The following is a 13,260-nucleotide window of genomic DNA, read 5'->3' on the forward strand; positions in this document are numbered from 1 at the left end:
TAAATTTAGGTTATTGTTCGCTGGTTAGGGTAATCATGGCCTCCATTTCGTTCAGAAGTTCGGTTTCGGATGAAAACCCTACAGATAAGAACCGTTGCATGCCGTTTTTGTCGATGACAACCTTGGCTGGAATTCCATTGGGTTTATAAGCTGCTACCACTTGAAAGGTTTTGGACTGGTTGGCTAAAGGTTGGTCGATCAATACCCGGAAAGGATATTTGTTTTCATGAATAAAGCCTTTTATCCTAGCGGTAACGTCACCCTCGCTTTCGTTGGTGGCAATGAATAGAAAAACAACATCAGGATGCTTTTCCACCAGCTTTTGCATGGCAGGGAAGGAAGCTTTGCAGGGAGCGCACCAGGTGGCCCAAAAATCCAGCACTACGATTTTGCCTTTGAAATCGGCCAGTGATACCTTGTTGCCTTCCAAATCCAATAAGCTAAATGCGGGGGCTTCCGAATGGAGCATGGTCTTGCTCAAATTATTTTTTAGTTCCTGAAAAGCCATTTCGTTAAGGCGCACAAAAAAAGAATCCACGGCTTTTGCCCCATTTTTTCGAAAGTAAAGTTTCCTCAGCTGTGCATTCATGTTGGCGCTTGCCTTGCCGGTTTTGGCCAGTTGCAGCAAAATACGGTAAGCTTTGTCGCTTTGGTTGTTCAGTTCCAAAAGCAGTGCATAGCGCTCTACAGCAGGTAAATAGGCGTCGGCAAGGTCTTTGTTGCCAAGCGCTTTTTCTTGGTATAGCAAGGCTTTTTGGTATTTTTTGTTGGCCAGTAAAGCCGTGGCGTAGGTATCGCAGTAGGGGCCATTGGCCATTTGCATGAACCTGTTCCAATCTTCCAATGGAAAATAGGCAGGTCTGGCTGCCGTATCGTCTTTATAGGCATTATACAAATCGAGCGTACGTTTGGCTAGCTTTTCGGCATAAACCAGAGCTGCTTTTTGTTCAATCAACTGATCTGCAGCCATATTTAAATAGGATGTCTGGTTAAACTTATTGCTGATCAGGTTAATGTATTGCTCGAACTGTGGGTAGCGTTTGGCTCGAAGAAAGGAGAGCGCTATGGTGCCTTTCATTACATCGATGTCCTCCATGTTTTTAACGGGGTCGAGCTTGTAGGCCGTGAGCAACTCGTTCATGGTCGCCACGTTTTTTTCGGGGCTTTTTTCCTTCGACATGCGTTGCAGCTGCTCCTGCAATGGATCTTTGGTTTGGGCAATGGCACAGCAGGCTAGATGGCAAAATGCAATGAGCAGTCCTATTTTGAAGAACTGTCGGTTTGTTGAGCTATGTTTCATGCCCCAAAGATGCGGGCTAAAAACACCATAAAATAACAGCAATGTGAAAATGGTCGCCTTGGCTGTGAATCAGGCATTGGCACGAGGCCGCTTGCTGCATTTAACGAGCAGGAAGGGCTGGCTTTCTTGAATAGGAACGATTTCGAGCAGACCGTAAGGACCAAACTCGGTGCCGACTGATTCTTCGTCATAAAAGAACATTTGCACACCCTCGAATATTTCGTAGCGGTTTTTGCTTAAAAATTTGCCTTGCGCATAGGTAGTCGCTGTTTTGGAGATAACCGTAAATACCATGTAGCCATCCTCTGTTAGTTGGTTATAACAGTCGCTGATGAGTTTTTTCCGGTCTTTTTCATCCAGCAAATGGATAAGGGCGTAGCAAAACAAGCCATCGTATTTGTTGTTGTCGAAAGGCATGTCGGTTACCGAACCCTGATAGATTTTTAGGGCTGTTCCGTAGTGTTTCCTGGCCATTGCGATAGCCGTTTTTGAGATTTCTATGCCGGTTACGGCCATGCCGTTAGCTACAAAAAGCTGGGCATTGCGTCCGTAGCCGATGCCGGGAACCAATACGTTTTTTACCGATTTTTGAAGGAAAAAATCTTTGGTCAGTACCGCCGATTGTGCAGGTTCGAAGCCCCACATTTCCTGTTTTTCGCTAAAGGCCTTTTCCCAGAATGTGGGGTCTTCGGTTTCGTTCGTCATAATTGTTGCTATAATGTTGCATTTGCAATTTAGCAAGAAATAGCTAATGTAGAAGATAATAGGACGATTTAAACCGAAATTTGGCAGGTGAATGGTGAATTTGAAAACTATGGGGCATAAAAAACCGCCTCTAATGAAATTAAAGGCGGTTTGGTGTTTTTAGTGTTCCCGAAGGGATTCGAACCCCCATCATCAGAACCGGAATCTGACATTCTATCCATTGAACTACGGAAACAGAACCGCAAATATAGCTAATCCGCGGCTAAATTTATTCATCACTTTTTAAATTCCCCTATATCCTGCCTAAAATGGCAGCAACGTATAAAAACCAGCAGGGTTTGGCAACAGCTGGCATTTTATTCCTTAACTATGATTTAACCTTAAAAAGGATATTTTGGACCGATTATAGTTTGCATTCTGAAAAGAAAAAGCCATTTTTGCAAAAAAAAGACGGAATAGCTTGCTTATGTAAACTTAAAATTTAACGGATTATGGAAGAACTGCTAGTAGAAGAAGTGTTGCAACTGATAGAAAACGAGAGCGATAGGCAGTTAAAAGCGTACCTGAACGAGCTGAACATCTCTGATGTAGAGCAGCTCATCGACGAACTTCCACAATATGCCGTTAAATTTATCGAAACCCTTTCAACCAAAAGGGCAGTCAATGTATTCCGTATTCTCGATTTCCCGACTCAGGAAAGGATCATCAAAAAACTGCAAAGCAACAAACTGACCGAAATCATCAGGCAGCTGCCTCCCGATGACAGGACGGCACTTTTGGGCGAACTGAAAGGCGATGCGGTTAAAAAACTGCTCATCTTGCTGCCCGACAACGACCGTATCGAAGCACTGCACCTGCTGGGCTATGAGGAAGACAGCGTTGGCCGTTTGATGACCCCCGATTTTATTGCGGTTAAAACCGATTGGACCGTAAATCGTGTGCTTTCGCATATCCGTCGCTATGGCAAAAACTCCGAAACCATCGATGTGGTGTATGTAATTGACAAGGACGGCATACTGTTGGATGATATCAGGATCAGGGAGATTTTATTGGCCGATCCCGAAATGCGCATCGGCGATTTGACCGATAACAGATTGATTTCGCTCAATGTAAACGACCCGCAAGAGGAAGCCATCAATGTGTTTAGGATGAACAACCGCGTGGCCCTGCCGGTGGTTGACGACCAAAATATCTTGTTGGGCATTGTAACGGTGGATGATATTTTGTGGATTGCCCACGAAGAATATACCGAAGACATGCAGAAAATAGGGGGTACCGAAGCTTTGGACGAGCCTTACCTCGATATGCCCATCTTTAAACTGGTAAAAAAACGGGCGAGTTGGCTCATCGTACTCTTTTTGGGCGAAATGCTGACCGCAACGGCCATGCAGCACTTTGAAATTGAACTTTCCAAAGCCGTGGTGCTTTCTTTGTTTATCCCGCTGATCATGAGCAGCGGGGGCAACAGCGGCTCACAGGCCTCCACGCTGATTATACAGGCCATGGCTTTGGGCGAGGTAACCTTGACCGAGTGGTGGAAAGTGATGCGCCGAGAAATTATTTCTGGTCTTTTGCTGGGCGTAACCTTAGGAACGATAGGCTTGGTGAGGATTGTTTTATGGCAAAGCCTGCACATTTACGACTATGGTACACATTGGTTCCTCTTGTCGGTTACCATTTTCTTTACGCTGATTGGAATCGTGCTGTGGGGAAGTTTAATCGGTTCCATGATGCCGATTATCATGAAAAAACTGAAGCTCGATCCGGCCACGTCGTCGGCACCTTTTGTAGCCACGATGGTCGATGTAACCGGTATCGTCATTTATTTCAGCATCGCTGTGCTAATTTTAAGGGGAACGTTGCTTTAGCCGATATTCTACAGGGAGCGAATACTTTTAGTCGATTTCTAAACAGTCTTTACATAAAAAATCCCATAGATGCTGTCTACAGGATTTTTTAAATGGTTTTTTGCTAGGCGTTCTCACCCATAAGCGTCAAGCTTATACGTTAAACCTGAAGTGCATAATGTCGCCATCTTCTACCACATAGGTTTTTCCTTCTACGCCCAGTTTTCCGGCTTCTTTGCAGGCATTTTCAGAGCCTAGCGTTACAAAATCGTTGTATTTGATTACCTCGGCACGGATAAAGCCTTTTTCAAAATCGGTATGGATTACGCCTGCAGCCTGTGGCGCGGTAAAGCCTTTGGTAATGGTCCAGGCCCTAACTTCCTGTACACCGGCCGTAAAGTAGGTGTATAGATCCAACAGGCGATAGGCCGCCCTGATCAGTTTGTTAACCCCCGATTCGGTCAGTCCCAAATCGGCCAAAAACTCCTGGCGCTCTTCATAACTGTCTAATTCGGCAATTTCCGATTCGATCTTTGCCGAAATCACTAAAACTTCCGCATTCTCGTCGGCCACATTGGCTTTCACCAGGTCCACATATTTGTTGCCGGTAACCACCGAGCCTTCGTCAACATTGCAAACATACATCACAGGTTTTTGGGTCAGTAAGCCCAAATCGCTAATGAAATCGAAATCTTCTGGCTGCAGAGGAGCGGTACGAACCGATTTTCCGGTTTCGAGATGTGCTTTCACTACGCTCAAAACATCAAAGGTCTTTTTGGCGTCTTTATCGGTTTTGGCCTGCTTCTCTACTTTTTGGATGCGCTTAACCACGGTGTCCAAATCCTTGAGCTGCAATTCGGTATCGATGATTTCGCGATCGCGGATAGGGTCAACAGAACCGTCAACGTGGATTACATTGCCGTCGTCAAAGCAACGCAGCACGTGGATAATGGCATTGGTAGCCCTAATGTTGCCCAAAAATTGGTTGCCCAATCCTTCGCCCTTCGAAGCGCCTTTTACCAAGCCCGCAATATCAACGATCTCGATGGTATTGGGTACTACTTTTTGCGGATTCACCAGCTCGGCAAGTTTGGTTAAACGGTCGTCGGGTACGGTAATTACGCCCACATTGGGTTCGATGGTGCAGAACGGAAAATTGGCCGCTTGCGCCTTTGCGTTAGATAAACAGTTAAATAAGGTTGATTTACCCACATTGGGTAAGCCAACTATACCACATTGTAATGCCATTTATATTTTTGATTTACGATTATTGTTCAGTTATCAGTTTTGGGTTGCTCGTTGTTAAATTTCAATTAACAGTTTCCAGTTGTTTGTTAATGGTTTTCATCTGCTCTCAAATCTTTCCACTCCCAACATTGAACTTTCCACTTTCCACTTTTCACCTTCCACCTTCCACCTTCCACCTTCCACCTTCCACCCAGAACTTCCTTTCAAGGCCGCAAAGATATTAATTTTTAAGCCCTTTCCCTAGTGTTTTGTGGTAGGCAAAATTAATTGTTTATCTTTGATTGTAAATCACAATGCCCAAATCATGGAAAACGAAGAATTAACTCCTGTGTCATCAACCCACCCGCAACTGATTGTAAGCGAAGAAATGCGCAGCTATCTTTATGAAATGGCCAAATGGGCTACTTTTTTAGCTATCGTAGGCTTTGTTTTTACGGGATTGATCATCGTTAGTGCTTTCACCGTAGGGGCGGCTATTGGTACAAATCCAGAATTGGCATCCCTCAAATCTTTCGCGGCGTTGGGTGGGCTAGGCATTACCCTGGTTTGCCTATTATACGCCTTTGCTATTTTTTATCCGAGCCTATTGCTTTTCAAATATGCTTCCCGTGCTAAACTGGGAGTTTTGTATGGCGACCAAAACAGCCTGAACGAGGCTTTGATGAGGTTGAAATCGCTGTTCAAATACTGGGGCATCATGACGATTATTCTAATCAGCTTTTATGTCATTGCGCTGGTTTCTACTGTCATGACCATGAAGGTTTAGTCGATTACCCACATGAGCCTCAAAAATTAAGGTGCAAAAAAAATCCCTCAATGTTGGCTGAGGGATTGTAAATATTGGTGGTTCTTAGTAAGAAAAATCGTCGTTTTCAGATTTGGTAACGTTATATTCTGCGTTTTCAGAATATTCGTAGCGTTTTTCCACTACTTCTTGATGTGATTTGATGTAGTCGATGGTTTCTGATAAGCCTTCTGTAAACTTCTCGAAATCTTCCTTGTATAAAAAGATTTTGTGTTTCACAAAAACGCCATCTTCCAATCTTTTTTTGCTTTCTGTTAAGGTAAGGTAGTAATCGCCTGAACGTGTAGCTTTTACATCAAAAAAATAAGTCCGTTTACCTGCTCTTACCTTCTTGGAAAAAACCTCTTCTCTCTCTTTGTTGTCAAAATCTCCCATTGTTGTGTGTAGTATTTGTTTAAGGTTGTCGTAAATATAAAGCAATAATTCTCAAAGTTCAAAATAGAATATCGCAGTTTTTAGTTTTAGTTAAAAAACTGAACTTTATGCTACACGCATTGGTATGGGCGTTTTTTACGACAGATTAGCCGTTTTCTTCTTCCAGTAGTTGGTTGTCGTACATTTCGGCGTAGGCGCCTCCCAAATCAAGCAGTTGTTGATGCGTGCCCTGCTCAATAATCCGGCCTTCGTCGAGCACAATAATTTTATCGGCGTTCTTGATGGTCGAGATACGATGGGCAATCAGAATACTGGTTTTGCCTTTCATAATTGCACCAAGATTGCCAAGGATTTCTTCTTCGGTCTTGGTGTCTACTGCAGAGAGGCAATCGTCGAAAATGAGGATCTTGGGTTCTTTGATCAAGGCCCTGGCAATAGAAACCCGTTGTTTTTGTCCACCCGAAAGCGTTATGCCCCTTTCGCCCAGCATGGTTTCGAACTGCAAGTCAAAATCGATGATATTCTGATAAACGGCGGCGTTTTTCGCGGCCTGTTCTACTTGTCCGGGTTCAACCTTGTCTAAGCCAAAGGCGATGTTGTTTTTGATCGTATCCGAAAACAGGAAAACCTCTTGGGGCACAAAACCCACTTGGTTGCGATAGCTGTGCAGGTTAAGGTTTCTCAGTTCGTTGCCATCGATTTGTATACTGCCCGAGTTTACGTCGTACATGCGCATGATGAGGTTGGCCAAGGTTGATTTTCCAGAGCCGGTTCGGCCAATGATGGCTAAAAACTGTCCTTTTTCGATGTCAAAGCTTACATTTTTAAGCGCTTCGATACCTGTATCCGGGTAGGTAAAGCTTACGTTTTTAAAGCTGATCTTGCCTGTAAAATCCTTTTCTTCGGTGCTGGCCGAACTGATATCGGGCTTGAGCTGCAAAAATTCGTTGATACGCTTTTGCGAGGCGGCCGCACGTTGGATAAGCGTAGTTACCCAGCCCAGCATGGTTACCGGAAAGGTAAGCTGGTTTACATACACGATAAATTCGGCAATGTTGCCCGGCGTAATTGAGCCTTCGATTACCTGCTTGCCTCCAATGTATACGGTTAGGGTTGTGCTCAGTCCCACGAGGAGGAGCATAGACGGAAAGAAAAGCGCCTGCACTTTGACCAAGCCCATCGAATTATTCTTGTACGATTGGCTCTCTTCGGCAAAAACATCCTGGGTGTGGTCTTCCCTAACGTAAGATTTGATAACCCTGATGCCCGAAAACCGCTCCTGTACAAAGCTCGACAGGCGCGAAAGCTGTTCCTGTATCTTTTCGCTGCGCTGGTTAATGATGGTGTTCACATAATAAATAGTCAGCACCAAAATGGGTAGGGGCAATAAGCAGTAAATGGCCAAAGTGCTGTTTACCGAAAACATGAAATAAATAATGAGGAAAAACAGTACCGTTGTATTAATGGTATACATGATGGCCGGACCAACGTACATCCTTACGCGGTTAACGTCTTCGGTAGCCCGGTTCATTAAGTCGCCGGTATTGTTGCGGCGGTAAAAACCAAGGCTCAGCTTTTGGTAATGCGCATAGATTTCGTTCTTCATATCGAACTCGATGTGCCTAGACATGAGGATGATCGTTTGGCGCATGAAGAAAAGAAAAAGTCCTCGCAACAGGTAAAGCACCAAAATCAGCGCCCCAAAAAAGAAAAGGCTGTTGCTGAAAATATCGTACATCACCTGCTGGCGCTCAAAGCCGTTGCAGAGCTGGTAAATGGCAATGTTCTCGGTAATGAGGTTAAAGGCATGTCCAACCACCTGCGCCGGAACGACGCCAAAAATGTTGGAGATGACCACGAAGATTACCCCCGGAATAATCCACCATTTATATTTATAAAAGTATTTGTTTAAAAATAGAAGGTGCCTCATGTATAGGCAAAGTTAGCCAAAAGACTTTTCTTTTTTTCGCAATTACATAAAAAACAACGTAAAATAATGGTTTTTTTGTTTTAATTTTGTCCGTATCATTTCAAGAAATTTGTATGTCTGGTAACAGTACTATCGTTCCTTCAGTTTTAGACCAATTAAGTGCATCAGGCCACAAAAAAGTGGTTTTTTGCAATGATCCAGATACCGGATTAAAAGCCATCATTGCCGTACACGACACCACGTTGGGCCCTGCTTTGGGCGGTACGCGCATGTGGACCTACAACTCTGAGGCCGAAGCGTTGGAAGATGTGCTGCGCCTTTCGAAGGGCATGACCTACAAATCAGCCATTACCGGATTAAATCTTGGTGGCGGCAAAGCCGTTATCATCGGCGATCCGAGAAAACAAAAAACAGAAGCTTTAATGCGCAGCTATGGCCGATTCATCAAAAACATGAACGGCGAATTCATTACAGCCGAAGACATGGGGACTACCACCAGGGATATGGAGTACATCCGCATGGAAACCAATTATGTTACCGGCGTTCCCGAATCGTTGGGTGGCGCAGGCAATCCTGCACCTTATACGGCAAAAGGCGTGTTTTTGGGAATCAAGGCTTGTGTTAAAGAAGTTTTTGGCACCGATATGCTGGCCGGAAAATCGGTTGTGGTACAAGGCATTGGCAACGTGGGCGAGCATTTGGTGGAATTGTTGCGCCAAGAAAACGTAGAAGTTTACATCAGCGATATCAACCAAGACCGCTTGCAGGAAGTAGCGCGCAAATACAAGGCGAAGCCAATTGATGCCGATAAGATATTTACCATTGGAGCCGATATCTATGCCCCTTGTGCATTGGGCGCAACAGTAAACGATAAAACCATCAAAACGATGAAGTTTGCCATCATTGCAGGTTCGGCTAACAACCAGCTGGCCGATGAGCAGGTGCATGGACAACTGTTGCTGGAAAAAGGCATTTTATATGCGCCAGATTACCTGATCAATGCCGGCGGCTTGATCAACTGCTATGCCGAACTGACCGGTTTTGGCAAAAAAAGAACCATGCAGCTAACCGAAAACATTTACGATGCTACCCGCGAAGTAATCAAACTCTCTAAAACAGAACAAATTCCGACCAATCTGGCCGCCAGCCGCATTGCCGAAAAAAGAATAAGCGACATCAAAAAAATAAAATCCTCATATTAATTAAACGGTAAAAATACCAATCGTTCTTACATTCATGTTAAACAGAAGGCACCTCCGAATCAAAGTCCTGCAAAATATTTTTGCTTGGCACATGACAGACAAAAAAGACATTCTAAGCAGTCAGAAAAAGCTGATGCAGAGCATTGACAATGTTTATGAAATGTATATCCGTATGTTGGCCCTTTTGGTCGACGTAACCGAATATACCGCCCACGATGCATTGGAGAGAGCCAATAAGCACCTGCCAACTGCCGAAGATTTGAGCCCGAACCAAAAATTGCTGCACAACCGGTTTGCAACGATCTTAAAAGAAAACCCAGAGTATGTTTCGGCCGTGAACAAGTATCAGGTAAACTGGTTTGCCGATCCAGAATTGGTTAAATCAATCTTCAACAAGCTGAAGACCACCAAAGAGTACGAAGCTTATCTGGCCGAAGAAGCCGAAGAAACCCTGGAGAGCTCGAAGGAGATCATCAAGTTCATTTTCCGCAAGCTCCTGCTCAAAAACCAGAACATCATCCAGGCATTTGAAGACAAGTTTATTAACTGGCCAGTGGATAGGGAAGTAATGCAAGGCATGATTGCCAAAACCCTGAAGAACTTTACTTTCGAAGATTCGTTCAAGAACAAGCTAACGCCCATCAGTGCCGACTGGGACGAAGACAGCAAATTTGTGAAAGATTTGTTTGCCTATACCCTTAAAAACGACGATAAATACCAGGAACTGATTGCCGAGCGTACCAAGAACTGGGAATCGGAGCGTATAGCCCTGATGGATACCATCCTGATGAAAATGGCCATCTGCGAACTGATGAATTTCCCGTCGATCCCGGTAAAAGTAACCATCAACGAATACCTCGAGCTTTCAAAAGATTACAGTACGCCGAAAAGTAATTCGTTTATTAATGGTATCTTAGACAAGATTTTGAACGACCTGAAAAGAACAAATAGTATCAAGAAAATTGGCCGTGGCCTTATAGAAGACTAATATCCATGAAAAGATTATTGATCGCTGCCTGTGTGGTAATCGCTTTTGCCGCCTGCAACAGAAGCAAGTCTGACACAATTGAACAAAAAGCAGAAGCTAGTGGTCTCTCGGCTGCCGGTGCATCAGCTGCGCCCGTTGCCAATGCGCCCAAGGTGAAGTTCGAAAAGGAGATTTTCGATTTTGGCCAAATTACGCAGGGCGAAAAAGTACACTATGAGTTTAAGTTCAAAAACGAAGGCAAAACCCCGTTGATCATCACCAATGCAAGTGCTACTTGCGGTTGTACGCAACCAGAATATCCTAGTGAGCCGGTAAAGCCCGGAGAAGAAGGCACGATAAAAGTGACATTTAACAGCGAAGGCAAAATGGGCATGCAGGATAAAGTTGTAACTATTATTTCTAATGCAAATCCCGATATCCCGAAACTGCACCTGGTAGGCGAAGTGAAAGCGAGGCCATAGTTTTCGGCCTGCAATTTCACCATCCACCAGTAAAGCAATTTTAACAATTCAACAATAAAACAAAAATAATGACATCAACAGTATTATTACAAGCAGCCGGTAACCAACTTACGGGTATGGTTATTCCAATGGTTTTGATCATGATCGTTTTTTATTTCTTCATGATTAGGCCACAGGTAAAAAAAGCCAAAGACCATAAGAAATTGGTAGAAGAACTTAAAATCGGCGACAAAATCGTAACTACCGCTGGCATTCACGGCAAAATTGTTGGCAACAACGATACTACTTTTTTAATCGAAGTAGAAGGCGGTACCAAAATCCGTTTCGACAAAACAGCCATCTCTTTGGATGCAACCAAAGCTGCGGCACCGAAAGCATAATTGTTTTTGACTGATAAAAAGCCGCTCTTCCAGCAAAGGAGAGCGGCTTTTTTTGTATTTTTACCGTCATGCCATTGATCAAGCTAAATAAACTGGAAAGAAAGCGTTTGGGAACGCTCATTGCCTGTTTAGTCTGTGCCATAGGCGCTTGGCTGTTCATGGCGTTAAATGGCAAGTACAAGTATGTCGCCAAAACAGAGCTTTTGTATAAAGACGAACCGCAAAACAAGGCCTTTAAGCCTTTACAGCCAGATCGGGTTAACCTGCAGGTAGAAGGAACGGGCTGGCAGCTGCTGTTTTCGCGCCTTCGCATCAAACCCCAGTCTATTACCGTAAGTTTAGAAAAACTCAACAATCGCAGCTATATCCTGTTTTCAGACCAGCTGGAACAGATTAACAAGCAATTGGAAACTTCGCAAAGGGTGATTTCGGTAAAACCAGATACGCTTTATTTCGATTTTTCTAAGCGCACCATTAAGCGCATCCCCGTTAAATTGGTGTCAGACCTCAGCTTCGTAAAGCAGTACGGCATTGCAAGTCAGGTACAGCTTACACCTTCTTATGTTAATATTTCCGGTCCGCAGGAAGAACTGGCCAAAATTAGCCAATGGTATACTGATACCCTAAAACTGGCCGATTTGCAGCAAACCGTCAATACCCGGCTGGCTATTAGGCAAACCAATTCTAATAACGTAAGCGTTTATCCCAGCAGCATCGGAGTAAAAATACCGGTTGATGAATTTACCGAGAAAACGATTGATGTACCCTTAAAAATCATCAACAACAGCGATTATTACGACGTAAAGCTCTATCCCAAAAAAGTACAGGTTACTTTTATGGTGGCGCTTTCAAGCTATCAGGAAGTGGATGAAGACTTTATAGAAGCTACTTTAGACCTCAACGAATGGAAAAACCTGCATCACGATAAATTAACCGTAAAGCTGACCCGTTTTCCAGAATATTGCACCCTGGTAAAGGTGGTGCCGCGAAAAATCAATTTTATCATCGAAAAATAATGCTGAAGATAGGAATAACAGGCGGGATAGGCAGTGGCAAAACCACGGTTTGCAAAGTATTCGAAACCTTGGGCATTCCGGTTTTTTATGCCGATACCGTGGCCAAAGGACTCATGGTAAGCGATCCGGTGTTGATAGCAGGCGTAAAAAAGGCCTTTGGAGAAGAAAGCTACGCGGTAAGTGGTGCCCTCAATAACAAGCATATTGCGCAGATCGTGTTCAACAATCAAGCTGAGCTCGATAAGCTCAATGCCTTGGTACATCCGGCCGTATTCAGGGCTTTCGATAGCTGGGTAAAAAAAGTACCTCCAAGTGTTCCCTATACCTTAAAAGAAGCAGCTTTGTTGTTTGAAAGTGGTTCCTATCAACTATGCGACAAAAATATACTGGTAACGGCGCCGCTCGAACTCAAGCTGGCCAGGGTTATGCAGCGCGATGGCGCCAGTCGAGAACAGGTGCAAGCCCGTATGGACAAACAATGGAGCGATGAGCAAAAAGGCAAAATGGCCGACTACTTTATCGAAAATACCGAACATCAATCCATTATCTTACAAGTGTTGGCGCTTCACGAACAATTTTTGAAGCTTTAACCATCTTTATACATGTCAAATTCTGTTGCAATTCTCGACGATTTTATCGTTCAAACCAAAATTGGCTTATTTTGTAGCTATGGTAACTTCTATCTCGACCCCAAAGAACCTGTAGTTGAGGCGGTTATTTCGCATGCCCACGGCGACCACGCGGTAAGTGGCAATCAAAATGTTTATTGTACGGCGCCTACAGCGGCCTTTATGCAACATCGTTATCGCAAATTTGCGGCTGCGAACTTTCATTTAAAAACTTATCACGAAGTTTTTAACCTCCACGGTGTAGCCATCAGCTTTTATCCCGCCGGACATATGTTGGGTTCGGCGCTGGTGTTGATCTGTCTCTTATACACATCTAAAAAAGGGGGGGGGGGGGGGGGGGGGGGGGGGGGGGGGGGGGGGGGGGGGGGGGGGGG

The 13,260-nt window shown here is 44.3% G+C and carries 13 protein-coding genes, 1 tRNA gene and 1 pseudogene; 9 read left to right on the forward strand and 6 right to left on the reverse strand.

Annotated elements, in window-relative coordinates; translation table 11 throughout:
- Positions 1 to 10: 10 nt before the first annotated feature.
- The 3 genes from JHD69_RS21360 to JHD69_RS01635 all read right to left on the reverse strand — a co-directional run bounded on the left by JHD69_RS21360 (position 11) and on the right by JHD69_RS01635 (position 2,240).
- Positions 11 to 1,300, reverse strand: coding sequence for a TlpA family protein disulfide reductase (locus JHD69_RS21360; RefSeq protein WP_199136664.1), 1,290 nt, complete (start codon positions 1,298 to 1,300; stop codon positions 11 to 13).
- Between the two features lie 69 nt (positions 1,301 to 1,369).
- Positions 1,370 to 2,005 (reverse strand): class I SAM-dependent methyltransferase, encoded by a 636-nt coding sequence (locus JHD69_RS01630; RefSeq protein ID WP_199136666.1) that lies wholly within the window; start codon positions 2,003 to 2,005, stop codon positions 1,370 to 1,372.
- Positions 2,006 to 2,168: 163 nt separating this feature from the next.
- Positions 2,169 to 2,240 (reverse strand) — tRNA-Arg (locus JHD69_RS01635).
- 256 nt (positions 2,241 to 2,496) lie between these two features.
- On the opposite strand from JHD69_RS01635, the gene mgtE reads away from it, so the two are divergent.
- Positions 2,497 to 3,873 carry a magnesium transporter gene (mgtE, locus tag JHD69_RS01640; RefSeq protein WP_199136668.1) on the forward strand — a complete coding sequence of 459 codons (1,377 nt, stop codon included), beginning with the start codon at positions 2,497 to 2,499 and terminating at the stop codon, positions 3,871 to 3,873.
- Positions 3,874 to 4,005: 132 nt separating this feature from the next.
- Here mgtE and ychF read toward each other — a convergent pair whose 3' ends face one another.
- Positions 4,006 to 5,100, reverse strand: coding sequence for a redox-regulated ATPase YchF (gene ychF, locus JHD69_RS01645; protein WP_199136670.1), 1,095 nt, complete (start codon positions 5,098 to 5,100; stop codon positions 4,006 to 4,008).
- 304 nt (positions 5,101 to 5,404) lie between these two features.
- Here ychF and JHD69_RS01650 point away from each other — a divergent pair, with 304 nt between their 5' ends.
- A complete protein-coding gene (locus JHD69_RS01650) occupies positions 5,405 to 5,866 on the forward strand; it encodes a DUF5362 family protein (protein WP_199136672.1) in 462 nt (153 codons plus the stop codon).
- 84 nt (positions 5,867 to 5,950) lie between these two features.
- Here JHD69_RS01650 and JHD69_RS01655 read toward each other — a convergent pair whose 3' ends face one another.
- Complete coding sequence (locus tag JHD69_RS01655; protein ID WP_199136674.1) at positions 5,951 to 6,280, reverse strand: DUF3276 family protein; 330 nt, start codon at positions 6,278 to 6,280, stop codon at positions 5,951 to 5,953.
- A 145-nt stretch (positions 6,281 to 6,425) separates the two neighbouring features.
- Positions 6,426 to 8,210: an ABC transporter ATP-binding protein gene (locus JHD69_RS01660; protein ID WP_199136676.1), complete on the reverse strand. Its 1,785-nt coding sequence runs from the start codon at positions 8,208 to 8,210 to the stop codon at positions 6,426 to 6,428.
- 113 nt (positions 8,211 to 8,323) lie between these two features.
- On the opposite strand from JHD69_RS01660, the gene JHD69_RS01665 reads away from it, so the two are divergent.
- From JHD69_RS01665 to JHD69_RS01695, 7 genes and pseudogenes are all read left to right on the forward strand, one after another.
- Entirely contained in the window at positions 8,324 to 9,412 is a 1,089-nt protein-coding gene (locus JHD69_RS01665) for a Glu/Leu/Phe/Val family dehydrogenase (RefSeq protein ID WP_199136678.1), read from the forward strand.
- A gap of 34 nt (positions 9,413 to 9,446) precedes the next feature.
- Entirely contained in the window at positions 9,447 to 10,400 is a 954-nt protein-coding gene (gene nusB, locus JHD69_RS01670) for a transcription antitermination factor NusB (RefSeq protein WP_199136681.1), read from the forward strand.
- Between the two features lie 5 nt (positions 10,401 to 10,405).
- Entirely contained in the window at positions 10,406 to 10,861 is a 456-nt protein-coding gene (locus JHD69_RS01675; RefSeq protein WP_199136682.1) for a DUF1573 domain-containing protein, read from the forward strand.
- Between the two features lie 68 nt (positions 10,862 to 10,929).
- The gene (yajC, locus tag JHD69_RS01680; RefSeq protein ID WP_199136684.1) at positions 10,930 to 11,241 is read left to right on the forward strand and encodes a preprotein translocase subunit YajC; all 312 of its coding nucleotides are present in this window, start codon (positions 10,930 to 10,932) and stop codon (positions 11,239 to 11,241) included.
- 68 nt (positions 11,242 to 11,309) lie between these two features.
- Positions 11,310 to 12,257 (forward strand): CdaR family protein, encoded by a 948-nt coding sequence (locus JHD69_RS01685; RefSeq protein WP_199136686.1) that lies wholly within the window; start codon positions 11,310 to 11,312, stop codon positions 12,255 to 12,257.
- Positions 12,257 to 12,847 carry a dephospho-CoA kinase gene (gene coaE / locus JHD69_RS01690; protein ID WP_199136688.1) on the forward strand — a complete coding sequence of 197 codons (591 nt, stop codon included), beginning with the start codon at positions 12,257 to 12,259 and terminating at the stop codon, positions 12,845 to 12,847. The genes JHD69_RS01685 and coaE overlap by 1 nt, the downstream gene beginning before the upstream one ends.
- Before the next feature lie 12 nt (positions 12,848 to 12,859).
- Positions 12,860 to 13,260: pseudogene (locus tag JHD69_RS01695) on the forward strand (hypothetical protein); the annotation flags it as partial.

This window comes from Pedobacter sp. ASV12, from assembly GCF_016429155.1.
In the GTDB taxonomy this organism is placed as follows: Bacteria; Bacteroidota; Bacteroidia; order Sphingobacteriales; family Sphingobacteriaceae; genus Pedobacter.

What these genes read in the sequence shown, in the direction of transcription:
- JHD69_RS21360 (WP_199136664.1), bottom strand. Translation starts at nt 1,300, where the DNA reads ATGAAACATAGCTCAACAAACCGACAGTTCTTCAAAATAGGACTGCTC.
- JHD69_RS01630 (WP_199136666.1), bottom strand. Translation starts at nt 2,005, where the DNA reads ATGACGAACGAAACCGAAGACCCCACATTCTGGGAAAAGGCCTTTAGC.
- mgtE (WP_199136668.1), top strand. Translation starts at nt 2,497, where the DNA reads ATGGAAGAACTGCTAGTAGAAGAAGTGTTGCAACTGATAGAAAACGAG.
- ychF (WP_199136670.1), bottom strand. Translation starts at nt 5,100, where the DNA reads ATGGCATTACAATGTGGTATAGTTGGCTTACCCAATGTGGGTAAATCA.
- JHD69_RS01650 (WP_199136672.1), top strand. Translation starts at nt 5,405, where the DNA reads ATGGAAAACGAAGAATTAACTCCTGTGTCATCAACCCACCCGCAACTG.
- JHD69_RS01655 (WP_199136674.1), bottom strand. Translation starts at nt 6,280, where the DNA reads ATGGGAGATTTTGACAACAAAGAGAGAGAAGAGGTTTTTTCCAAGAAG.
- JHD69_RS01660 (WP_199136676.1), bottom strand. Translation starts at nt 8,210, where the DNA reads ATGAGGCACCTTCTATTTTTAAACAAATACTTTTATAAATATAAATGG.
- JHD69_RS01665 (WP_199136678.1), top strand. Translation starts at nt 8,324, where the DNA reads ATGTCTGGTAACAGTACTATCGTTCCTTCAGTTTTAGACCAATTAAGT.
- nusB (WP_199136681.1), top strand. Translation starts at nt 9,447, where the DNA reads ATGTTAAACAGAAGGCACCTCCGAATCAAAGTCCTGCAAAATATTTTT.
- JHD69_RS01675 (WP_199136682.1), top strand. Translation starts at nt 10,406, where the DNA reads ATGAAAAGATTATTGATCGCTGCCTGTGTGGTAATCGCTTTTGCCGCC.
- yajC (WP_199136684.1), top strand. Translation starts at nt 10,930, where the DNA reads ATGACATCAACAGTATTATTACAAGCAGCCGGTAACCAACTTACGGGT.
- JHD69_RS01685 (WP_199136686.1), top strand. Translation starts at nt 11,310, where the DNA reads ATGCCATTGATCAAGCTAAATAAACTGGAAAGAAAGCGTTTGGGAACG.
- coaE (WP_199136688.1), top strand. Translation starts at nt 12,257, where the DNA reads ATGCTGAAGATAGGAATAACAGGCGGGATAGGCAGTGGCAAAACCACG.